Here is a 22780-nt window from a genome sequence, read left to right as displayed (position 1 = left end):
GAAACATAGATTATCTATTTTTGGAGAAGAAAGTGTTTCAAATTAATTATCGAAAACTGTAACTTTCTACTTGACGGTTACAGTTATGCATACTTGTTCCTCTGTCTGTGTTATTCCATGATTGTTTTGATTTATATAGTGGTTGTTTATCTCCTCTAGGGAACTTTTCTGACGCCGAGCTACATCGACCCATTTCCTAAGGTAAGAAGTCATAAATGTTTTAAATAATTGGGAATTAGCTTCGTATAAATCTTTCCGTACTCCTTTTTTCCAAACGCGTGTTACAAGGTTTAATTCGGCTAGACTTCGGATATTCGTACTAATAGATGCTTTACTTTTTCCTAATGCTTCACTCATCTCATCCAATGTCATAGCATCTTCAGATAAATATAGATACGCAAATAATCGCGCTTCTAATGTTGTTAATCCGAACAATTCAATTGTCTTTGAGAATTCGATCATGATTTTAACTATTGTTTTATCGTTCGTGTTCAGATTCCCCATAACATCCTCCTATAACATCCCTATTTAAAAGCATACATGAAATTTGCAGGTATTAAAAATTTCCTTTTAAGTAGTAATTGGAAGCAAATGAACGAAAATAAACGAATAAACCAGGTGTAGTTCATGCAATTTATATTGTACGTATAAAATATACAAAAACAACCGAATTTAAAGTTTGTAGTTAAAATTGGAAAGGTTTATAGTTGTAAAGTGACTAATTGCTGTTCGGGTATAAGTGACTTTGCTTTAATTTAGGAACTTTTCTTCTGATTACAGATACTGTTCTAGAAAATCAGTAAAATATTGCACACTTTACGAAGTGGAAGCTTTGGCGCTAAGCCAATTTTCTAATGGCTATTGTCTGGTAGAAAAGTAGCAAGACTATTAACATGCGTCGTAAATACACATAGTAAGACTAAAAAAGAGGTGAGAGGTATGCCAATAATTGAGGCGAAAAATTTATCGAAGGTGTTTGGTAAAAATAAAAAACAAGCATTAAAATTACTAGATAAAGGTTTAACAAAAGAAGAGATATTAAAAGAGACAGGAAGTACGGTTGGGGTAAACCGGGCATCATTCTCTGTTGAGGCCGGCGAAATATTTGTCATTATGGGGTTATCCGGTAGTGGTAAATCGACATTAGTCCGCTTGCTAAATCGATTAATTGAACCAACAGAAGGAAATATTTTCATCGATGGTGAAGATTTATCGAAAATGGATAAGAATTCACTACGTCAGATTCGCAGAGAAAAACTAAGTATGGTTTTTCAGCAATTTGCTCTATTTCCGCATCGAACCATATTGAAAAATGCTGAATATGGACTTGAAATTCAAAATGCACCAAAAGAAGAAAGAGAAGAAAGAGCAAAGAAAGCTTTGGAATTGGTTGGATTGGGTGACTATATCCACCAAAAGCCTAGCCAGTTATCTGGAGGAATGCAGCAGCGGGTTGGTCTTGCTCGAGCACTTGCGAACGATCCGAAGGTGCTGTTAATGGATGAAGCATTCTCTGCATTGGATCCACTCATTCGTAAAGAAATGCAGGATGAATTGATAGATTTACAGTCTACGATGAAAAAGACAATTATATTTATTACCCATGATTTAGATGAGGCGCTTCGCCTTGGGGATCGAATTGCTTTAATGAAAGATGGTGTCATCGTTCAGATAGGTACACCAGAAGAAATACTGGTTAATCCAGCTAACGATTATGTTGAAAAATTCGTTGAAGACGTAGATATTTCTAAAATCTTAACAGCACAGCATATTATGAAGCGTCCTGAAACAGTAAATATTGAAAAGCATGGACCAAGAGTTGCACTAGAGCGGATGCGAGAAGAAGGAATATCGAGCATTTTAGTCATCGATAGCAAACGCAATTTAAAGGGGTATGTTACAGCTGAAGATGCTTCAGAAGCCCGTAAGAATGAAATTAAAGACTTAACAGAGATTGTTCGAACGGATATCCCTAAAGTAAATCGTGATACAGCGATGCAGGACATCTTCAATATCATTTATGACTCTACAACACCAGTAGCTGTTATGAAAGATGAGAAGTTGGAGGGAATCATTGTGCGTGGAGCTGTAATTGCCGCACTAGCAAGTGATAGCGAGGTGAACTTAAATGCTGAATAATGCATTAGATTTTATACCAGAAATACCGTTATCAGATGCAGCAAAAGGCGTTACCGATTTTATAACAGATAAATTTTCATTTTTGTTTAATCCAATTAAGGAACATTTTGGAAATTTCATGGAGTTCATGTCAGAAGACGTATTAATGAATATTCCACCGGTAATCTTTATTATCGCAGTTGCTATTCTAGCATTCTTTATTTCAGGTAAGAAATTTGGTTTAGCTGTCTTCTCCATTGTTGGTCTTTGGTTGATTTATAATCAAGGGCATTGGGATAACCTGATGAACACTGTAACACTCGTGTTACTGGCGAGTATTTTATCCGTTATTATCGGTGTGCCAATCGGTATACTTATGTCGAAGAGTAAAGCTGCGAATGCAATTCTTACACCAGTACTCGATTTTATGCAGACAATGCCAGCATTTGTTTATTTAATTCCGGCTGTTGCATTTTTCGGTATTGGTATGGTACCAGGAGTGTTTGCATCCTTAATATTTGCAACTCCTCCTACAGTGAGATTTACAAACCTAGGTATTCGTCAGGTTTCTAGAGATTTAGTGGAAGCTGCGGATGCATTCGGAAGTACAGGAGCGCAAAAGTTGTTTAAAGTGGAGCTGCCAATGGCAAAAGCGACCATTATGGCTGGAATTAACCAGACCGTCATGCTTGCTTTATCCATGGTTGTTATTGCATCGATGATTGGTGCTCCAGGATTAGGAAGAGAGGTTCTTTCCTCCCTACAACGTGCACAAGTAGGTCCAGGATTTGTTGCTGGTATCGGTATTGTAATTTTGGCGATTATTATTGATCGTATTACACAAAATATGAATAAGAAAAAAGATTAAAACATGTTGGCATCTTTTCATTATGAAAAGTTTCCATATATAAATTTTAAAAAAGGGGAGATCAATAGCGATGTTAAAACTTAACAAGAAATTATTAAGTCTAGTTGCTGTACTTTTATTAGCATTACTTGCTGCTTGCGGTAATTCAGAATCAGGCAGTGGTTCAGAGGATGCTATTGTAGATGGTGATGCAATTGAGTTAGCATACGTAGAATGGGATACAGAAATAGCATCTACGCATGTTGTTGGTAAAGTGTTAGAGGATTTAGGTTATGACGTTAGCTTAACCCCACTTGATAATGCAGTAATGTGGGAAGCTGTCGCAAGTGGTGAAGCAGATGGGATGGTTGCTGCATGGATGCCAGGAACGCATTCTGCACAATTTGAGACATATGGTGATCGAGTGGTTGACCTTGGTGAGAACCTTGAAGGTGCTGCAATTGGCTTAGTAGTACCAACTTATATGGATGTTGATTCGATTGCAGATTTAACAGATGAAGCAAATCAAACAATTACTGGTATTGAGCCTGGAGCAGGAGTTGTAGCTGCTTCAGAACGAGCAGTAGAAGAATATGATAACTTGGATGGTTGGGAAGTCCAAACATCTTCAAGTGGAGCAATGACAACTGCTTTAGCTGAAGCATACAACAATGAGGAAGAAATCATTGTTACTGGATGGTCACCACATTGGAAATTCCAAACGTATGATTTGAAATATTTAGAAGACCCTGAAGGTACATTTGGAGAAGCAGAAGTGATTAAAACAATGGTCCGTGAAGGGTTAGAAGAAGATCTTCCAGAAGCATACCAAGTACTTGATAATTTCTACTGGGAATTAGATGAGATGGAAGAAGTAATGGTAGCTATCCAAGAAGGTACGAGTCCAGCAGATGCAGCAGCTGATTGGGTTGAAGCGAATCCAGATCGAGTAGCTGAATGGACAGAAGGATTAGAATAAGATTAAGCTTATAGCAGGTTATCGATTTTCGATAACCTGTTTCTTTATTATATTTTTTAAAAAAGGTCTTGTTTCTGTAGTAAAACAGCGTTATAATAGAATATGTGTCAAATTTATAAAACATATGCGCCCATAGCTCAGTTGGATAGAGCACTGGTTTCCGGTACCAGGTTTGTCGGGGGTTCGAATCCCTCTGGGCGCGCTATAATAAACAATGATGGCAAGGGTTAGAGAGCTTTTCTCCCCTTGTCTTTTTTCTTCTAAAAATCTAAAAAACCATTTTGCAAACCGTTTGCAAACCTTCAGAAGTAGAAAAAATTCTTACTATTATTTATTGATGGAAATAACATCGTCCAGCATCTGCTACTCCTTTTTATCAACCAACAAAAGCGCTCCAGGCCCACATTTTAAGAGAATCTTCGTAACCTGTGCTATTAACTAAATAGATTTATCGATAAGAACATGCTGTTGAGCTAAAAATGTGTTATCTACTATTAGCTTTGTCTAATCTCTTTCTTTCTTACTCGAATATATTGAGAGAGAAAGGAGGGATAAGCTATGTATTATTACGATCCTTGTAGACTGAAGTATGAAGATTGGTGTCAGCACCACTGCTTCAACAAGAAGGAAGAGCATTATCATTATGGTTGTCCAGGAAATCACTATAATTTCCATCCACAGAAAGATTTTCATAAATGTAAGAAGAACTTCTGTCACTGTTGTAAGAAAAAATTCTGTCATTGTTGTAAGAAATTTTATTAACAGGAAATAGTGGGTACTGCACCCCAAATGTTAGAGTGAAAATCTAACATTAGGGGTCACTACCTAGTGAGGGCTTGTTTATGTATATTGTTACAAAGTACCTTCGTTTTCTCGTATCTCTTCTGATTACTAGGAGTATGGATTAGAAATAGAAACACGATTATTTCCTTAGGTCATAAAGTATAGTTAACTGCCTGATTTCAAGTCTTGTATCACATCTTCCAGATTTTTAAGCTGATCCTCTATGGTTTTGAATCTTGCATCTAATGCTTCTTGAGCTTGTTTATCAGCTTCATTTTGAATACGTGCTTCATCAATAGCTTCTAAAGCTGAAAAAGTTGCAATTAAATCGGCTAATGTTGTTAGTGCTGCTGCAATTAATGCAAGTTGAAGACTAGAGTCTATGGATGTATCCTGGTTATCGGTATTAGAATCATTTTTCATCTAACCCCTCCTAATTATAATCAACCGATTACAATAAACTATATGTTATTTCTTTACATTTAATGTGGTAAAAAAGTAAACGTTAACGTGGCACGCCTAGAAAAGCTTACCCCCATGCAATCTAAAGATTTTACACACTGCGGATACATCGAGCGTGAAATTTGGTATGATAAAAGTAACAAAATTTGTGTCTTAATTGTTAAGCTGAAAGGGATAGACTATTTTTGTGAAAGCGTTTCACAAAAATAGGTTTAGCAAGAGTTATAGGATAGGAGAGAGAAGATGCTGTTACATAATGCATACAGAGAGGAAATCATTGAAGCTGTTTTTGAGAAGACGAATTTCTGCTTTGTTGTTGTTGATGAACAAGGATTAGTTACTTATCTCAATGAAAACTATTGTAAATTTATCGAAGTTCAATTAGAGGATGTACTTGGCAAGCATGTAACAGACGTAATTGAAAACACAAGAATGCATATTGTTGCACAAACTGGGAAGGAAGAAATTGCTGACCTGCAGTATATTAAAGGAAATCATATGATTGCCAATCGTATTCCGCTCTATTCTGGTGGACATCTTGTTGGGGCAGTTGGAACAGTCCTTTATCGGGATACGAAAGAATGGATGAAAATGAACGCGCATATTAAGGATTTGCTGCTACAAATTGAAAACTATCGGAAAAAATTAAGCAAGCAAAATGGTGCTACGTATGCATTACATGATATTGTTGCCAGTTCGGTAAAAATGGATAAAATGAAAGAGAAAATTAAAAAGGTCTCTACAGGGGATGTTTCTGTTCTAATAAAGGGAGAGAGCGGCACGGGCAAGGAACTGTTTGCGCATAGTATCCATCATCTAAGTGAACGCAGTACAAAGCCATTTATAAAAATAAACTGTGCAGCAATTCCCGAGGAATTGCTCGAATCCGAGTTATTTGGCTATGCTGGTGGTGCATTTACAGGAGCAAAAAAAGCTGGAAAACTAGGTAAGTTCCAATTGGCTGATGGTGGGACATTATTTTTGGATGAAATAGGGGATATGTCATTGAATGCACAAGTAAAAATTCTTCGTGTTCTGCAGGAAGGGGAAGTGGAGGTACTTGGTTCAGAAACGACACAAAAAGTGGACGTGCGAATTATCGCAGCTACAAACCAAAATTTAGAACAGTTAATTGAAGCGAATCGCTTTCGAGAGGATTTATTTTACCGAATCAATGTTGTTCCAATTGAAATTCCTCCATTGCGAGAACGGTCCGAGGATATCCGCGTGCTGGCTAAATTTATACTTGATAAAATTACCAAGCGCACTGGTAAAAGAATACACGGATTTCAAGCAGAAGTGATGGACTTTTTCCAAGGCTATGATTGGCCAGGGAATGTCAGGCAGTTAGAAAATGTTATTGAATCTGCTGTATATCTGACAAATACAGATATAATCAAACTAGATGATTTACCAGATCAATTAAAATCCGATATGTTGATAACTGGAAAAGGCACCGGATTAAAGGAGATTTTGGCTAGAGCAGAAAAACAAGCAATTGAGCAAGCGTTGGATAAAGCAAATGGTGATAAAGTGAAGGCGGCTGAGTTGTTAGGTATCGGTAAATCAAGTTTTTATGAAAAGCTGAAAAAATACAAACCCGATTATTCCGGAAATGTGGAATATAATCCGAAATGATGGAAAGGTCGCGACCTCAGTCTGTAGAGAGGGCTTACATTAAATTGATTTACTCATTTAACCTTGTTTCCGAGAGTTTGGAAACAAGGTTTTTTGATGGTTGTATGGATTGCTGGTACGTCTGTATTTTTATGTTTTTTATTAGTTGGCATGAAGTTTGCAGGTATATATGTGGAAAGGGGACTACGTATGATGAAAACCATTTACACATCTTTTGCAGAGGCAGTAGCAGGAATTAAAGACGGATCAACAATTATGGTTGGCGGTTTTGGGTTAGTGGGTATACCAGAGAACTTGATTCTAGCATTGGTAGATTCTGAGGTGAAGCATTTAACTGTAATATCGAATAATTGTGGTGTTGATGACTGGGGGCTAGGACTATTATTAAAAAATAGGCAAATTGATAAGATGATAGCTTCCTATGTTGGTGAAAATAAGGAATTTGAAAAACAGGTTCTAGAGGGCACATTGGAGTTGGAATTAACACCACAAGGTACGCTAGCAGAAAGAATTCGTGCAGGTGGTGCAGGAATTCCAGCATTTTATACACCAGCTGGAGTTGGAACTCCAATTGCTGACGGTGGAGAAGTTCGTGCTTTTGATAATAAAGAGTATTTGCTGCAAACGGCACTAAAAGCAGATTTCAGTTTAGTTCGTGCAGCTGTTGGGGATCGTTATGGCAATCTGATTTACAATAAAACAGCACGTAACTTTAATCCAATGATGGCCGCTGCTGGCAATGTGACCGTTGCAGAGGTGGAGCAATTACAAGACATAGGAGCAATTGAACCAGATCATGTTCACACTCCGGGAATCTATGTACAAGGTCTAATTGAAGGAGCGCAAGAGAAACGAATTGAGCGCTTAACTACACGGCAAGAAGCTTAACGGAATAGTAGGAGGTAATGATGGATGTTAAAACAATTAGATAAGGCATTAGTACGGGAACGAATAGCAAAAAGAGCTGAGAAAGAAATTGTAAGCGGTTCCTATGTTAATTTAGGAATTGGGATGCCAACAATGGTCGCTAATTATATTCAAGACGGAAAGCAGGTTGTGCTTCAGTCAGAAAATGGATTGCTCGGAATTGGAAAATCACCACTAAAAGAAGAAGTTGACCCTGATTTAATTAATGCAGGTAAAGAAACTGTAACTGCTCAAGAAGGTGCATCGTATTTCAGTAATGCGGAATCTTTTGCAATGATTCGTGGAGCACATTTGGATCTAGCTATTCTTGGTGGAATGGAAGTATCAGAAACTGGTGATTTAGCAAATTGGATGATTCCAGGGAAGATGATTAAAGGTATGGGTGGTGCGATGGATATCGTGCACGGGGCCAAGAAAATCGTTATTATTATGGATCATGTAAATAAACATGGTGAATCAAAAATTTTGAAAGAATGCAGCCTGCCTCTAACCGGGGAACAAGTTGTGAATCGTATTATTACAGATCGGGCGGTTATCGATGTTGAAGAAACTGGTCTTGTACTGTTAGAAGTTGCAGAAGGATGGACAGTTGAAGAAGTCGTAGCATCTACAGAGGCAGAGCTTAGAATTAGTGAGCATTTACAGTTAGATACGTATTAAAGGGGGATATTTTCATGGTAGAAAACAAAGTGGTTTTTATAACTGGGGCAGCGAGTGGAATTGGATATGAAATTGGTGTGGAGTTTGCAAAGAATGGTGCAAAAGTTGCATTATCGGATATAAACGCTGAAAAAGTACAGGAGGTATCAGAAAGCTTAAACAAGGATGGCTATGATTGTATTGGACTGAAATGTGATGTTACCAATGAAGAAGAATTGAAGCAAGCGTTGGATCAAACAGTTGAAAAATACGGCAGACTCGATGTGCTCATTAATAATGCTGGTTTACAGCATGTAGCGTCCATTGAAGATTTCCCTACTGAGAAGTTTGAGTTTATGACAAAGGTGATGCTTGTTGCTCCATTTATGGCAACAAAACATATTTTTCCGTTAATGAAAAAGCAAAGGTTTGGACGGATCATTAATATGGCTTCAATCAATGGGGTAATTGGTTTTGCAGGTAAGGCAGCATATAACAGTGCAAAGCACGGGCTTATTGGTTTAACAAAAGTATCAGCATTAGAAGGAGCTGCAAGTGGCATTACCGTAAACGCATTGTGCCCAGGCTATGTGGATACTCCGCTTGTCCGAGGGCAATTTGAGGACCTAGCAAAAAATCGTAATATCCCAGTTGAAAAAGTATTGGAAGAGGTTTTATACCCATTGGTACCACAAAAGCGTCTTTTAGCTGTTCAGGAAATTGCGGATTATGCAATCTTTCTTGCTAGTGATAAAGCCAAAGGAGTTACAGGGCAAGCAGTTGTACTAGATGGAGGGTACACCGCACAGTAATCATAAAAATGGGGGAGTGAGAACATGACGAATGTTTATATAGTTGAAGGGGCGCGAACGCCATTTGGCACATTCGGAGGAAGCTTGAAGGATGTTGATCCAACGGAATTAGGAGTAACCGTTAGTAAGGAAGCAATACGTCGCAGCGGCATTCATGCAGAGGATATTGATTTGAGCGTGTTCGGAAATGTTATCCATTCCGCGAAAAACGCACCATATTTATCAAGGCATATTGCACTCGAAACGGGTATTCCATTATCCAGCCCTGCACTAACCGTAAATCGTTTATGTGGATCGGGGCTCGAGTCTGTTATTTCAGCAACACAATCTATTTTGCTTGGGGATGCAGATGTGGCATTAGCTGGTGGCGTAGAAAATATGAGTCTATCTCCTTATGCACTAAGGGGAAGTAGATTTGGTACGAAATTAAAAACGCCCCAGGTTGATGACATGCTTTGGGCGGCCTTAACAGATGAATATATTGGTTCAGGAATGGGGATAACAGCAGAAAATTTAGCAGAGAAGTATGCCATAACACGGAAAGAACAGGATGAATATGCAAATTTAAGTCAAAAGCGAGCGGCGGCAGCAAGAATGGCTGGAACGTTTCAAGAGGAAATTGTTCCAGTTGAAGTAAAAACAAGAAAAGGAACAGTAACCGTAGATACGGATGAACATATTCGCGAAGACACGACAATTGAAAAGCTTGGTCGATTGCGAGCTTCGTTTAAACAGGATGGAACAGTAACTGGCGGGAATTCGAGCGGGATAAATGATGGGGCTGGCGCAGTAATAATTGCCGGGGAGCGTTATGTGAACGAGCATCGTTTACAGCCATTAGCGCGAATTGTGTCGTATGGGATTGCAGGTGTTGAACCTGAATATATGGGAATCGGTCCGGTTCCGGCGATACAGCAAGCGTTAAAGAAAGCTGATTTAGCATTGGATGATATGGATCTAATCGAAGTGAATGAAGCTTTTGCATCACAATATTTAGCAGTGGAAAAGGCATTGGAATTAGATCGTGAAAAAGTGAATGTAAATGGGGGAGCGATTGCATTAGGGCATCCAATTGGGGCGAGCGGCACGAGAGTTCTTTACACACTTGTAAAAGAATTAAAAAGAAGAAATAAAAAATATGGAATTGCTTCACTTTGTATTGGTGGGGGCCAAGGGATTGCAATGGTTGTCGAAGCTATATAAATAGTGAAGGAAGAGTATGATGAGATTTGGAATTATTTTTGACTTATTGTCTTAATAACGATTGCTTATTTAGGATGGTCAATCATTTGGATTGTACCCATCGCTGCAGGTGTTGTTGTGCTAACAGGTGGGCTAGACTTGTTGGATGCATACACGAAAACATATATTTGTCAACTTTGCAAAGCAATGGTTTCCTGTATTCATGCTTGGGGCAGTTTTTGAAAAGCTGATGGAAAGTACAGGGATGGCAAAGTCTATCGCGATTGCATTAACACCTGATGATGGCAGCTGCGGGTAAAGTAACATTTTCAGAAATAGAACAACTAGTGGAAAGCGGCACGTTCGATCAAAATTATGTGCATACACCTAGAATCTACGTATGAGGAATAATTGAATGAAAGATGTTCTTTTTGAGCGACCAGACAAAAGGTGTGGCAGGGCAAGCAAACGTTATTAATGGAGGATATGTAGCTTCATAATAGGGGATTGTTTTGTAAGTGCTTTACATTTAGATAGGGGAGTGAAGTAAATGATTTTAAGTGCAATTGGACTTATTGGCGGTTTAGCCTTATTAATTGTTCTAACAATGAGAGGAATGAATCTACTCATTGCGGCACCTTTATCAACATTATGGTTAGCCGTTTTTAGTGGGGTCCCATTGTTTCCACAATTAGTTGAAGAAGGTCAAGCTAATATGCTGGGTAGTTATATGACCAGTTTTTCTGGCTTCGTTGCTAGCTGGTTTATCATGTTTTTGCTCGGTTCCATATTTGGTAAAGTGATGGCCGATGCTAGAGCAGCTGATAGTGTATCAAAATGGGTTGTTGATAAATTAGGGGTAAAATATGCCGTTGCAGCTGTAGTGGCGGCATGTGCGATTTTAACTTATGGAGGTGTAAGTTTATTTATTGTTGGTTTTTCAGTATTTCCGTTAGCATTAAGTTTATTTAAACAAGCGAACCTACCGAGACGTTTCATTCCTGCGACTTTGGCATTTGGGTCGGTTACGTTCACAATGACTTCAGCAGGTTCACCAGAAATCCAAAACTGGATTCCGATTGAATTTCTTGGAACAACCGCTTATGCAGCGTGGGAAGTAAGTTTAATTGTTGCAATCTTTATGATTATATTTGGATATTGGTTATTAAAGCGCTTAATTAATAAAGCTGTTGCTAAAGGGGAGCATTTTGATGCAAGAGAAGGTGACCCGGTTGTAGAGGAAAAAGAATTACCAAATCCATTATTATCAGCGGTACCACTATTAGTCGTATTAGGTGTTTCATTTATATTCCACGATACGTTAGGTACGTCTGCGTTAATCATTGCCTTAACAGGAGGGATCATTGCAACGTGGGCATTGAACCGTAAATATTTACCAAATGTATGGGAGTCTGCCTCTAATGGTACGATGGGTGCTTTGCTGGCGATTACGAATACTGCGGCCGTTGTAGGTTTTGGTGGTGTTGCCAGAGAAACAGAAGCCTTTAATGCGGCTGTGTCTGCTGTAACGGATATGCCAGGTAGTCCTTTAATTGGTGGAGCGATTGCAGTTGGTGTTATTGCCGGATTAACAGGATCATCATCGGGTGGTCAGCAAATAGCCCTGCCACTCGTGTCACCACATTATATAGATATGGGTGTAGACCCTGAAGCACTTCACCGTGTAGCAGCAATCTCATCAGGAGCATTAGATACATTACCACATGGCGGTTATGTTGTTACAACAATCCGAGCGATCTGTGGAGAAACGCATAAAGATGCCTACGCACCTTTTGCAGCAGTAACAGTTGTAGTTCCAATATTAGGTGTGATTTTAGCCATTGCTCTATTTTCATTAGGTCTGTAAGTGCTCTGATTCCACTAGATAATGAGTGCTACTCTTTCTGTTCACCTGTTACTGTGGCGAGGAACCAATTATGCAGGAAATTCAATATTTGTATAAACTGATCACTGAGTAAGCAAAAGAAAAAGCACTGATTCCATTTATCAAATAATAAAAGGGATCAGTGCTTTTTGCATGAGAAATTTTAGTTTATACAACTCAACGAAAGATCAACCAGAAACAAAAAACGGCATACGTCATTTGTATACCGATTTGTGCATCATTTAATCATTTTGGCTCTAAAAAATGGAACCCTGTATCGTAATAACCTCAGTCTATTAATTCGGTTCATAAATATCCCAAGCAGTTTTCAATGACGCAGTAATATAGTCTGCAACTTCCTCTACCGGTAAATCGTCTGTCACTACTCTTGAATGATGCTCTTTATAAATTGGTTGTCTGTTTTCAAATAATTCCTTGATTTGATCGATGTTTTTCCCTTGTAGAACGGGTCGACTATCAATCAGTAGGCTAATGCGTTCTTTCCAAGACTCCCAAGATAAATCGAGGAAAAAGATAATACAATCAGATAAACACGCCTCTCGAACTTCATCTTGTAAAAAAGCTCCGCCCCCGACTGAGATGATTTTTAACTTTTGTTTACAGGCATCAATAATTAATTCTTTTTCTGTTTGTCGAAAAACGCTCTCTCCATATTCTTTAAAAATCTCAGAAGGTGGCATATTAAATTTCTTTTCAATTTCTTCATCAATATCGATAAAATCACGATATAATTTCTTTGCAACAGCTTTGCCAATCGTTGTTTTTCCTACTCCCATAAAACCAATCAGCACAATACTCTGTTCCCGTAGTGACATGTCCTTCATATGTATCCCCCTAATATGCTAAATATAAGACTACTTTAATGTTAAGCAAAGTATGACTTTTTACGAAACGAACCAGTGGTTCTAAAATGTATGTAAGTTAACTAGAACATGATCGTTCTATTAATCTTGTTCATTCATACGAATCGCTTTTCTAGCTAATCGATCTGCATGACCATTCTTTTTTTCGGGAATCCACTTGATAAAAAAGTGAGGAAACCCTTTCGATAATTCTCTAATTCTTTCAAGCAGAGGAAGAAAGGTTTTGTTTTTGGTAAAATCCTTTTCGATTACATCAACGACAACTTTCGAATCAGATCGAAAGGATACAATCTCATTTGGGAATGACTTTTGGCAGATCTCAAGCGCTTTTATAATCGCATGAAATTCAGCCTCATGATTGGATAAATTTCCAAGTGGAATTGTATATTCATAAGTGTTGCTTCCAACTTTTATATAGATCCCAGCACCACTTAACCCAGGATTTCCACTTGCTGCTCCATCTGTATATACTTCTATCACTGATGTAACACTCCCGTATAAGAACTTATTTCATTAAGTATAAAACATCTCTTAATTTATGTGAATTGTTTTTCTTTTTTTGTTTTGTTTAAAAAAGTATAAATAGTAAATATTGTTTATCTCTTGCAATATTAAATAATTTTCAGTATATTATAGAAGCATAATAGAATACGTGAAAGCAATATGCTGAGGGGGGAGATCAATTGTCCCGTATTGTACTGGAGATAAAGAACTTAAGCACCCACTTTTTTACAGATAGTGGGGAAATACCAGCAGTTGATCAAGTAAGTTTACATGTACATAAAGGGGAAGTAGTCGGTATTGTAGGAGAATCAGGATGTGGAAAAAGTGTTACATCATTATCCATTATGCAGCTCGTTCCCAACCCGCCTGGGAAAATAGTAGGTGGGGAAATTAATTATAAAGGAGAAAACCTTGCATTTGCCTCCGAAAAACGAATGAAGAAATTGCGTGGCAATGAAATATCCATGATATTTCAAGAACCGATGACTTCATTAAATCCACTGTTTACAATTGGAAATCAAATGAGAGAAGCCTTTCGATTTCATCAAAAAATAAGTAAAAAAGAAGCAAGGGAAAAATCCATTTCGATGTTAAAGCTGGTCGGCATTCCAAGAGCCGAATCAATTATTGATGATTATCCGCATCAGCTTTCAGGTGGAATGAGACAACGCGTCATGATTGCGATGGCGATGTCTTGTGATCCAGAGCTTCTTATTGCAGATGAGCCAACGACAGCCCTCGATGTAACTATCCAAGCGCAAATATTAGATTTAATGCGAAAGTTAAATGAAGAAAAAGATACTGCCATACTGTTGATCACACATGATTTGGGTGTGGTAGCAGATATTTGTGACCGTGTCGTTGTGATGTATGCTGGACAAGTTGTTGAAGAAGGCTCAAAACGTGAGATCCTAAAAGATCCCAAGCATCCATATTCGCAAGGACTAATCCGTTCCTTACCAAGAATTCATGAGCGTGAGCAGAAGCTTTACTCCATTCCCGGAACAGTACCAAAACCAAAACTAGGGCGTGTGGGCTGCCGCTTTGCTCCTAGATGCGAGTTAGCATTTAATCGCTGTTTTGAGGGAAATCCTGAACTGTACGTTACAGGTGAAGGTAGGCGGAGTCGTTGCTTCCTTTATGACAAACAGGAAGGGGAGGCGATAAACGATGCGACTACAGAAGCCGTTATTGGAGATTAATGGATTGAAGAAGTATTTCCCGATCAAAGGAGGTGTGCTTGGTCGAACAGTTGGAGAGGTGAAAGCAGTTGACGACGTAAGCTTCACCGTTTTTGAAGGGGAGATATTAGGCATTGTAGGAGAATCAGGCTGTGGGAAGTCAACAACTGGTAAAGCGATTCTTCGTTTAATCGAACCAACTGCAGGAGAGGTAAAGTTTGAAGACCAGGATATTACACATATCAATGCTGAGGAGATGCGCAAGTTACGTCGAGATATGCAGATTATATTTCAAGATCCGTATGCTTCGCTAAATCCAAGGCATACCGTAGAAAAAATAATTGGTGAACCCTTATTAATCCATGGGATGAATCATGCTAAGGAACGCAAAAGCCGTGTAAAGGAGCTCCTGGAAGTTGTAGGATTAAGTGCTTATCATGCATCACGATATCCACATCAATTCAGTGGGGGGCAACGACAACGGATTGGAATAGCAAGGGCCCTTGCGAATAATCCGAAATTAATTATTTGTGATGAGCCCGTATCAGCGTTGGATGTTTCCGTTCAAGCACAGATCCTTAACCTAATGGAAGCTTTACGTGATGAATTTAATCTCACGTATATTTTTATCGCCCACGATTTAAGTGTTGTCAAGCATATCAGTGATCGGGTCGGTGTGATGTATTTGGGAAGAATGGTAGAGCTGACAAGTAAAGACAAATTGTATGATGAAGCGAAGCATCCATATACACAAGCATTGCTATCTGCGGTTCCTGACCCAGATCCTGATATTGAAAAAGAGAGAGTTATTCTTAAAGGGGACGTGCCAAGTCCAGCTGATCCACCAACAGGATGTGCATTCCATACAAGATGCCCAATGGCGATGGATATTTGTAAGACTGTACGCCCAGCATTTTTGCCTGTAGAGGATAATCATTTTGTTGCTTGTCATCTTTATGATGGACAGCAGCAAAATATATCACATTATCAACTAAACAAAGAGGGGGAACATGTATGAAGTTGAAAGGCAGGGTACTTTTATTTCTACTGTTAGCATTTCTTTTGGTGATTGCAGCATGTAGTGGTGATGGTGGTGCAAATACCGATACATCAGATGCTGATGGTGATGCGGGAAATGAAGAAGCAAGTGATGATGGTGATCCAGTTGCTGATGCTGAAGCGGCAGGAGATCAAGTGTTAGTTTTTGCTCGTGGTGGAGATTCGGAAAGCCTTGATCCAGGAAGTACGACGGATGGCGAATCTTCTCGTGTGACACAGCAAGTATTAGAGGGATTAATTGAGTTTGATAAAGATTCGTTTGAGCTTACGCCTGGTTTAGCGCATGATTGGGAAGTTTCTGAAGATGGCTTAACCTACACATTTTACCTGGAAGAAGGAGTCACCTTCCATGATGGTACAGACTTTAATGCAGAAGCTGTAAAAATAAACTTTGAGCGTTGGGCCGATTCAGAGCATGAATTTGCTTTTACAGATGACGGCTACGTTTATTCCATGTATGGAACAATGTTTGGCGGATTTGCTGGTGATGACGGTCATGTTATTGATGAGATAAATGTTGTAAACGATCATGAGATTGAATTTATTTTAAATCAACCATTAGGGTTTTTCTTGCAAAATCTTGGGATGAGTTATTTTGCGATTACTTCTCCAGCTGCTTTGGAAGAGCATGGAGCAGCAATTAATGAAAATCCGGTAGGGACAGGGCCGTTTAAATTTGTTAGCTGGAGCAAGGATGATTCCATCGTTCTAGATAAATTTGAAGACTATCGGATTGATGGATTACCAAAGCTGGATCGCGTTATTTTCGAAGTGATTCCTGATAATGCTGCACGATTAATTGCATTAAAGTCTGGTGAGATTGACATTATGGATGGTTTAAACCCGGATGATGCAGCTGGTGTAGAGACTGATGAAGGATTGGAGCTATTAACTCGTTCGGAAAATAACTTCGGATACGTTGGCTTCAATACACAAAAAGAGCCTTTTGATCAAGTGGAAGTGCGTCAGGCAGTCAATTATGCGATTGACAAGCAGGCAATAGCAGATGCTTTATATGCAGGCTATGCAACAACTGCGAAAAATCCATTACCACCTGGATATCTAGGGTATAACGATGAGGTTGAAGCATATGCATATGATCCAGATAAGGCAAGAGAGTTACTAGCAGAAGCAGGATTTGAAGATGGGTTGGATATTGAACTCTGGACGATGCCGGTAGCAAGACCATATATGCCAGATCCAGAAACAGTATCACAAATCGTGCAAAATAATTTAGCTGAAGTTGGTATCAATGCAAATATTGTTCGAGAAGAATGGGCGCCATATTTAGAGAAGACATTACAGGGTGAACATCAATTGTTTATTCTTGGTTGGTCTGGTACAAACGGGGATCCGGATTACTTCTTGAGTAGTTTATTACACGGATCCAATGTTGGGAGCAGCAACCGTAACTTCTATCAAAACGATGAAGTAGATGAGCTGCTAGACAGCGCAAAACGTGCTATTGATCAAGATGAGCGTGCGGATTTATATGCGCAGGCCCAAGCATTGATTTCTGAAGATTCACCGATGGTAACGTTAGTGCATTCCACACCGGTCATGGCGACAACAACGAATGTTGTGAACTATGTTCCACACCCATCAACAAGTGAGTCACTAAAAGAGGTTGAATTAAGTAATTAATGAAAATAGGTAGCAGTATAATGCTGCTGCCTATTTTTAATATCATTACGTATTTAAAGTTTAGAATAGGGGTGAAAAAATGTTTTCCTATATTCTACGCCGTTTATTAATGCTGATACCCGTATTAATCGGTATGACATTGATTACTTTTTCGATCGTTCATCTAATTCCGGGGAATCCTGCACAAGTAATTTTAGGGGAAACAGCTACTGCAAATGCAATCACAGAATTAGAGGAAAGTATGGGGTTAAATGAGCCTTATTTTGTTCAATATGGTCATTATTTAATGGATCTAGTTCAAGGAGATTTAGGAACTTCCCTGCGGTCAAAAGCAGAAATCTCTAAGGAAATTTGGCCATACATAGCAGCTACCTTCGAGTTGACCATATTTGCGATGATTTTTGCTGTTGTTGTTGGTGTCAATGCAGGAATCATTAGTGCATGGAAACAAAACTCCTGGTTTGACTTTTTGGCAATGATGGTTGCATTAATTGGTGTATCTATGCCAATTTTTTGGCTGGCTTTAATGGAACAATGGATATTTGCCCAAGAACTAGGTTGGCTCCCTGCATATGGGAGGCAGAATAGTAGAGATCCTATTGCGGCTATTACACATTTTTATGTGTTGGATTCCCTAATTCATTTGGATTTTAGTCGAACGTTAACGATACTGAAGCATTTAATTTTACCTAGCATCGCACTTGGTACGATACCAATGGCGATTATTGCAAGGATGACACGCTCAAGCATGCTAGAGGTGATGAAGTCCGATTATATTCGAACAGTTCGTGCGAAAGGGTCCGGTCAGTTTTTAGTAATTTATAAGCATGCATTAAAAAATGCAATTATTCCTGTATTAACAGTGATCGGTTTACAAACTGGTGTATTACTCGGGGGAGCAATTTTGACGGAGACCATTTTTAGCTGGCCAGGAATTGGAAGGTATGTATATGAGGCGATTAGTTACCGTGATTATCCAGTTATCCAGTCCGGGATTCTTGTTGTGGCATTTATATTTGTATTAATCAATTTAGCAGTAGATATCTTATATAAAAAAATCGATCCACGGATTAAATACTAGAGGGGGCTGCAGATGATGAGCATGGAAGAAAAAAAGGAGTATGCAGAGCAGCAAATCCCAAACCCAGCTAAAGGAGGACAGCATCTTGATCCAGAGGAAATAGCAGCAATTTCCCCATGGAAGGATACCATTAGACGATTACGGAAAAATCGTTTCGCAATCATCGGGTTCGTGATAATCGTATTTTTTATTCTACTTGGTTTGATCGCACCGTTACTAACCTCCTATACGGTGGCAGAACAACAACTAGTCAACCGATTACAGCCGCCATCAGAGGAACATTGGCTTGGTACGGATCATCTAGGGAGAGATATTTTTACTCGAATTGCGTATGGTGCTAGGGTTTCCCTTCAAGTTGGTTTTTTCGCAGTAACTGGAGCCCTATTTTTTGGAACGCTACTTGGAATTATTGCAGGCTATTTTGGTCGTTGGGTCGATATGATTATTTCGAGAATATTTGATATTCTATTGGCTTTTCCAAGTATCTTATTAGCAATTGCCATTGTTGCCATTCTTGGGGCTTCCTTACAAAATGCATTAATAGCGATTGCAATTATTAATATCCCCATATTTGGCAGACTCGTTCGTTCACGCGTTATTAGCTTGCGGGAAGAAGAATATATTATGGCTGCTAAAGCACAGGGGATGAAAAACGGAAGAATTATACTTCATCATATTTTGCCTAATAGTATTGCGCCGATTATTGTACAAGCTACCTTGGGTTTCGGAACAGCAATCCTGGAGGCTGCTGCACTTGGATTTCTCGGTCTTGGAGTTCAACCACCGATACCAGAATGGGGCCAGATGTTGGCAGATGCGCGTGACTTTATCCAGCTTGCTCCATGGACGCTGCTTGCTCCTGGTATTTCCATTATGCTAGTTGTGCTCGGGTTTAACTTAATTGGCGATGGGTTACGAGATGCGCTAGATCCAAAGATGAAGAATTGAATCATGCATTCGTGCATCATTTTTTTGAAACTTTTGCTTGTTCTCGTTCGTATTAGTAAGATAAGAACGAGGAGGGGATAAAGAATGAAGCAGTTTATCTACACTGGAATGCTGGTACTCTCTATTTTCCTTTTAGCAGGATATTCGGATGGAGAACGTTCTTTTTCCATTGATGAAGTAAACATAGATGCCCAAATCAATGAAGATGGAACAATTGAGGTGCGTGAACAATTTACGTACACGTTTAACGGTTCCTTTGAAGGGGTCACGCGGTCCATTCATTCAGATAGTCAGCACTTTCTAGCATTCTTACTAGAAGATGACGTTTCTGCTCAGGAGACAAATGATTTAGAGCCATTGAAAGTAGAAGAAGAGGATGATACGTACCGGATTTTTACAGGATCAGCGGATGAAACAAAGACAGTGCTGTATACCTATACGATAGAAGGGTCTGTAAACAAGTATACGGATGTTGCTGAGTTGGAATATGCATTTTTTGATGATTCCAATGAAACGGATTTAAACAATGTACAAATTATCGTTCATCCACCAAATCAGACGATGCAAGATACGCATTTCTTTTTACATGAAGATCCATCAGGAAATTTGAATCGTTCCGACAACGGTTTGGTATATACAAATTCATTATTAGAAGCTGGTGAAACGTCCATGCTTCGATTTCTCTTTCCGGCTGATCAGTTAACTGGTATGGAGTTTACAAAAGATTCCCCGATGTTAGCAAACATTTTAGCGGAAGAAAAAGACTTTGCTGAGCGATTGGGAAATCTTGATGCGAATATGGGGAAAGCTGTACCAATCATTTGGGGATTAATCGGAGCTGTTGTTTTAACAACGATTCTTGTGTTTTTTCTTCATCCAAACCGATATCGGGGAAATAAAAGTGAAGATGCGTTGATACAAGTCCTTGAACAAACAGATCCATTGTTTGTAAAATATTTGCGAAACAGTTCGCATTTGTCATATGACAGCTTTATTGCTGGATTATTTTCATTAAAGCAACGCGGGATTGTCAGTTTAAAAGAGGTACCTTCTCTTATAAAGGAAGGCGATCGGACTTTCCGTTTTACGTGGGTAAGCGAAAATGAAACGGTTGATATGGCTGATACATTTTTGCGGTCCTGGCTCTTTACAAAAAGTGATAAGTTAGGAGATTACTTTTTACTAGAGGATTTGCTTGATAATAAAGGCGAAACAGATGAAGTCAAAAAGAAAAAGGCAGAACAGTTTGAGATGGATTTTTATAAGTGGGCTGGTTTGGTAATTGGAAGAGAGGGTTACCAAGGATTGCGCCATAAATGGAAAGGGTATTCCTTCCTATCAATACCACTGCTGATTATTTCGTTTGTTCTATATAACTATTTCGTTACGATTGATACAATTAGTCAGACAGCGCAATGGGTGTTGCCTGTAATTGTAGGATTATTAACGGTTGTTACGTTGTTATTTAATCGGAATAAGTGGGTAAATATTGCTTATTATTTTATCGTTTTGCTGATGACGTTAATTGGATTTAGTTTAACACCAGCTGTGATTTTAGCTAGCGTATTCTATTTCATTACCTTTGTATCCTTACTAATCATCCCAAATTATTATTGGGAAAAGGAAATTAAAGAAATAAACTATGCGACTTTTAAAGGGTATTGGTTGTTTATTCGAAATCGTTATCCGACTGGGTCTGAGCCGAGTAAACTAGAAAGAAGATTAGAATATGCAATTGTTTTAGGTGCAGGCGAAAAGTATGGTAAACAATGTGGTAAAGCGGAGCTGGCTGTAGAATGGAATGCGATTTACCCATTGCTGCATAATCCTGTTTATGCAACAACTTCATTTAGCCCGAGCAACCTCATCTTGTATACAGTTGTCCTGCATAGTACGACAAGCACGAGCACTTCATCACCATCATCTTCAACTGGTGGAGGAGGAGCAGGTGCCTTTTAAAGGATATCGAAACTAGAAAGAGGGAGATCTCTTTCTAGTTTTTTAGTTGTGTTGAATAAATTTTCAACATTTCCTATAACAAATTTTTGAGTGTTTCGAATAGAAATGATATTATCTAAATAATGACGCAATTGAAAGAGGTGCTACAATGAAATTAATTAGTTATAAACGAAAAGGCTCAGATATTGGGTGGAGAATTAGCTCCTTGGATGAGAATACTGTAATCGATTTACAAGATGCATATCGTAATTTACTTATTTCTAAAGGTGAAAAGGAAAACGTGGCAATGGAATCTGTTTTTCCAGCAGATCCAAATCAATTTTATTCGATTGGCAACGGCATTATAAATAAAGCGAAGGAAGCTTTGGATTACGCACTGTCACATACAAATGGTAAAACAGTCCTTCAACGAGAAGCGGTTATTCTTGGACCTCCTGTACCGAATCCATCAAAGATTATTTGTGTAGGTAGAAACTATGCGGAACATGTTGCTGAAATGAAAGGCGATTTGCCGGAAAATCCTGTCCTATTCGCTAAATTTACGAATGCTTTAATTGGGCCGGAAGATACGATTGAGAAGTCAGCTGCAACGGAAAAGCTTGATTATGAAGTAGAGCTCACTATTGTTATCGGAAAAGAGGCTTCCAAAGTAAGTCAGGAGGATGCGCTAGATTATATTGCTGGCTATACAATTGGAAACGATACCAGCGCTCGAGATCTTCAGAAAAGAACACCTCAATGGCTGCAAGGGAAGTCGTTAGATCGTACAACTCCAATTGGTCCGTGGGTAGTTCCTGCAGATGAAATCGGTGATCCATCGAATTTAACCATTAAGTCCTATGTAAATGGAGAAGAGAGACAGGCTTCTCATACAAGTAACTTGATTTTTACCATCCCATTTCTTATTGAATTTATTTCTAATTTGATTACATTAAAACCGGGAGATATTATTATGACTGGAACACCTGATGGGGTTGGTTTTGCGATGGATCCACCTCAATTTTTAAGAGATGGTGATGTCGTAACGCTTGAAATTGAAAAGATTGGTCGTATGGAAAATAAAGTGGTTGCGGCTGATTGATTTTTATAAAATGACTATGTGTTAGTAAAGTTATCGTAAATTTAGAAAAGACCTTTAGTTCGTTCGCTGAACTTACGAAAGGTCTTTTCTCCTTTGTTTTAAGTCAAGTATGCGCATGCTTGTCCATGAGAGATAATATGTATAAATAGGTAATTTTCATCTTAACG

20 protein-coding genes, 1 tRNA gene and 1 pseudogene are annotated in these 22780 nt (G+C 38.7%); 18 read left to right on the top strand and 4 right to left on the bottom strand.

Features of this window, described 5'->3' with window-relative positions; translation table 11 throughout:
• Window positions 1–66: 66 nt before the first annotated feature.
• Entirely contained in the window at window positions 67–504 is a 438-nt protein-coding gene (locus F1560_RS03285; RefSeq protein ID WP_149473205.1) for a GbsR/MarR family transcriptional regulator, read from the bottom strand.
• A gap of 435 nt (window positions 505–939) precedes the next feature.
• On the opposite strand from F1560_RS03285, the gene F1560_RS03280 reads away from it, so the two are divergent.
• From F1560_RS03280 to F1560_RS03265, 4 genes are all read left to right on the top strand, one after another.
• Entirely contained in the window at window positions 940–2139 is a 1200-nt protein-coding gene (locus F1560_RS03280) for a quaternary amine ABC transporter ATP-binding protein (RefSeq protein ID WP_149473204.1), read from the top strand.
• Window positions 2129–2986, top strand: a complete 858-nt coding sequence (locus F1560_RS03275) for an ABC transporter permease (RefSeq protein WP_149473203.1) — start codon at window positions 2129–2131, stop codon at window positions 2984–2986. The genes F1560_RS03280 and F1560_RS03275 overlap by 11 nt, the downstream gene beginning before the upstream one ends.
• Before the next feature lie 70 nt (window positions 2987–3056).
• Entirely contained in the window at window positions 3057–3944 is an 888-nt protein-coding gene (locus F1560_RS03270) for a glycine betaine ABC transporter substrate-binding protein (RefSeq protein WP_149473202.1), read from the top strand.
• 126 nt (window positions 3945–4070) lie between these two features.
• A tRNA-Arg gene (locus tag F1560_RS03265) sits at window positions 4071–4146 on the top strand.
• A gap of 746 nt (window positions 4147–4892) precedes the next feature.
• Here F1560_RS03265 and F1560_RS03260 read toward each other — a convergent pair.
• Window positions 4893–5150, bottom strand: coding sequence for a hypothetical protein (locus F1560_RS03260; protein WP_149473201.1), 258 nt, complete (start codon window positions 5148–5150; stop codon window positions 4893–4895).
• A gap of 282 nt (window positions 5151–5432) precedes the next feature.
• Here F1560_RS03260 and F1560_RS03255 point away from each other — a divergent pair, with 282 nt between their 5' ends.
• From F1560_RS03255 to F1560_RS03225, 7 genes and pseudogenes are all read left to right on the top strand, one after another.
• Window positions 5433–6827 carry a sigma-54 interaction domain-containing protein gene (locus tag F1560_RS03255; RefSeq protein WP_149473200.1) on the top strand — a complete coding sequence of 465 codons (1395 nt, stop codon included), beginning with the start codon at window positions 5433–5435 and terminating at the stop codon, window positions 6825–6827.
• Window positions 6828–7019: 192 nt separating this feature from the next.
• On the top strand, window positions 7020–7715 hold the full coding sequence (locus F1560_RS03250; RefSeq protein ID WP_149473214.1) for a CoA transferase subunit A: 696 nt from the start codon (window positions 7020–7022) through the stop codon (window positions 7713–7715).
• A 24-nt stretch (window positions 7716–7739) separates the two neighbouring features.
• A complete protein-coding gene (locus F1560_RS03245; RefSeq protein WP_149473199.1) occupies window positions 7740–8414 on the top strand; it encodes a 3-oxoacid CoA-transferase subunit B in 675 nt (224 codons plus the stop codon).
• 14 nt (window positions 8415–8428) lie between these two features.
• Entirely contained in the window at window positions 8429–9205 is a 777-nt protein-coding gene (locus tag F1560_RS03240; RefSeq protein WP_149473198.1) for a 3-hydroxybutyrate dehydrogenase, read from the top strand.
• Between the two features lie 24 nt (window positions 9206–9229).
• The gene (locus F1560_RS03235; protein ID WP_149473197.1) at window positions 9230–10408 is read left to right on the top strand and encodes a thiolase family protein; all 1179 of its coding nucleotides are present in this window, start codon (window positions 9230–9232) and stop codon (window positions 10406–10408) included.
• Between the two features lie 45 nt (window positions 10409–10453).
• Window positions 10454–10682 (top strand): annotated as a pseudogene (locus F1560_RS03230) (GntP family permease); the annotation flags it as partial.
• A gap of 258 nt (window positions 10683–10940) precedes the next feature.
• Window positions 10941–12254: a GntP family permease gene (locus tag F1560_RS03225; protein ID WP_149473213.1), complete on the top strand. Its 1314-nt coding sequence runs from the start codon at window positions 10941–10943 to the stop codon at window positions 12252–12254.
• 314 nt (window positions 12255–12568) lie between these two features.
• On the opposite strand, the gene F1560_RS03220 is transcribed toward F1560_RS03225, so the two are convergent.
• The gene (locus F1560_RS03220; RefSeq protein WP_149473196.1) at window positions 12569–13117 is read right to left on the bottom strand and encodes a shikimate kinase; all 549 of its coding nucleotides are present in this window, start codon (window positions 13115–13117) and stop codon (window positions 12569–12571) included.
• Window positions 13118–13237: 120 nt separating this feature from the next.
• A complete protein-coding gene (locus F1560_RS03215) occupies window positions 13238–13636 on the bottom strand; it encodes a reverse transcriptase-like protein (RefSeq protein WP_149473195.1) in 399 nt (132 codons plus the stop codon).
• A 203-nt stretch (window positions 13637–13839) separates the two neighbouring features.
• Between F1560_RS03215 and F1560_RS03210 the strand changes: the two genes are divergently transcribed.
• The 7 genes from F1560_RS03210 (at window position 13840) to F1560_RS03180 (ending at window position 22613) form a co-directional block, all read left to right on the top strand.
• Window positions 13840–14862 (top strand): ABC transporter ATP-binding protein, encoded by a 1023-nt coding sequence (locus F1560_RS03210; protein WP_149473194.1) that lies wholly within the window; start codon window positions 13840–13842, stop codon window positions 14860–14862.
• A complete protein-coding gene (locus tag F1560_RS03205; RefSeq protein WP_149473193.1) occupies window positions 14831–15859 on the top strand; it encodes an ABC transporter ATP-binding protein in 1029 nt (342 codons plus the stop codon). Before F1560_RS03210 ends, F1560_RS03205 begins: the two co-directional genes overlap by 32 nt.
• Entirely contained in the window at window positions 15856–17544 is a 1689-nt protein-coding gene (locus F1560_RS03200) for an ABC transporter substrate-binding protein (RefSeq protein WP_149473192.1), read from the top strand. The genes F1560_RS03205 and F1560_RS03200 overlap by 4 nt, the downstream gene beginning before the upstream one ends.
• Before the next feature lie 79 nt (window positions 17545–17623).
• On the top strand, window positions 17624–18625 hold the full coding sequence (locus F1560_RS03195; RefSeq protein ID WP_149473191.1) for an ABC transporter permease: 1002 nt from the start codon (window positions 17624–17626) through the stop codon (window positions 18623–18625).
• A gap of 15 nt (window positions 18626–18640) precedes the next feature.
• Entirely contained in the window at window positions 18641–19573 is a 933-nt protein-coding gene (gene nikC, locus F1560_RS03190) for a nickel transporter permease (protein ID WP_420874445.1), read from the top strand.
• Between the two features lie 84 nt (window positions 19574–19657).
• The gene (locus F1560_RS03185; RefSeq protein ID WP_149473190.1) at window positions 19658–21532 is read left to right on the top strand and encodes a DUF2207 domain-containing protein; all 1875 of its coding nucleotides are present in this window, start codon (window positions 19658–19660) and stop codon (window positions 21530–21532) included.
• Between the two features lie 148 nt (window positions 21533–21680).
• Window positions 21681–22613 carry a fumarylacetoacetate hydrolase family protein gene (locus tag F1560_RS03180; RefSeq protein ID WP_149473189.1) on the top strand — a complete coding sequence of 311 codons (933 nt, stop codon included), beginning with the start codon at window positions 21681–21683 and terminating at the stop codon, window positions 22611–22613.
• The last annotated feature ends 167 nt before the right edge of the window (window positions 22614–22780 follow it).

Origin of the sequence: Oceanobacillus polygoni (assembly GCF_008304605.1) — a bacterium.
Lineage (GTDB): Bacteria > Bacillota > Bacilli > Bacillales > Amphibacillaceae > Oceanobacillus > Oceanobacillus polygoni.
The sequence above is the reverse complement of the archived record's forward strand: the minus strand, read 5'-3'. Positions and strand labels throughout refer to the sequence as shown.

Bases quoted from the DNA above. Each gene is read 5' to 3' on its own strand.
- F1560_RS03285 (WP_149473205.1), bottom strand. From the start codon at position 504: ATGGGGAATCTGAACACGAACGATAAAACAATAGTTAAAATCATGATC.
- F1560_RS03280 (WP_149473204.1), top strand. From the start codon at position 940: ATGCCAATAATTGAGGCGAAAAATTTATCGAAGGTGTTTGGTAAAAAT.
- F1560_RS03275 (WP_149473203.1), top strand. From the start codon at position 2,129: ATGCTGAATAATGCATTAGATTTTATACCAGAAATACCGTTATCAGAT.
- F1560_RS03270 (WP_149473202.1), top strand. From the start codon at position 3,057: ATGTTAAAACTTAACAAGAAATTATTAAGTCTAGTTGCTGTACTTTTA.
- F1560_RS03260 (WP_149473201.1), bottom strand. From the start codon at position 5,150: ATGAAAAATGATTCTAATACCGATAACCAGGATACATCCATAGACTCT.
- F1560_RS03255 (WP_149473200.1), top strand. From the start codon at position 5,433: ATGCTGTTACATAATGCATACAGAGAGGAAATCATTGAAGCTGTTTTT.
- F1560_RS03250 (WP_149473214.1), top strand. From the start codon at position 7,020: ATGAAAACCATTTACACATCTTTTGCAGAGGCAGTAGCAGGAATTAAA.
- F1560_RS03245 (WP_149473199.1), top strand. From the start codon at position 7,740: ATGTTAAAACAATTAGATAAGGCATTAGTACGGGAACGAATAGCAAAA.
- F1560_RS03240 (WP_149473198.1), top strand. From the start codon at position 8,429: ATGGTAGAAAACAAAGTGGTTTTTATAACTGGGGCAGCGAGTGGAATT.
- F1560_RS03235 (WP_149473197.1), top strand. From the start codon at position 9,230: ATGACGAATGTTTATATAGTTGAAGGGGCGCGAACGCCATTTGGCACA.
- F1560_RS03220 (WP_149473196.1), bottom strand. From the start codon at position 13,117: ATGAAGGACATGTCACTACGGGAACAGAGTATTGTGCTGATTGGTTTT.
- F1560_RS03205 (WP_149473193.1), top strand. From the start codon at position 14,831: ATGCGACTACAGAAGCCGTTATTGGAGATTAATGGATTGAAGAAGTAT.
- F1560_RS03200 (WP_149473192.1), top strand. From the start codon at position 15,856: ATGAAGTTGAAAGGCAGGGTACTTTTATTTCTACTGTTAGCATTTCTT.
- F1560_RS03195 (WP_149473191.1), top strand. From the start codon at position 17,624: ATGTTTTCCTATATTCTACGCCGTTTATTAATGCTGATACCCGTATTA.
- nikC (WP_420874445.1), top strand. From the start codon at position 18,641: ATGAGCATGGAAGAAAAAAAGGAGTATGCAGAGCAGCAAATCCCAAAC.
- F1560_RS03185 (WP_149473190.1), top strand. From the start codon at position 19,658: ATGAAGCAGTTTATCTACACTGGAATGCTGGTACTCTCTATTTTCCTT.
- F1560_RS03180 (WP_149473189.1), top strand. From the start codon at position 21,681: ATGAAATTAATTAGTTATAAACGAAAAGGCTCAGATATTGGGTGGAGA.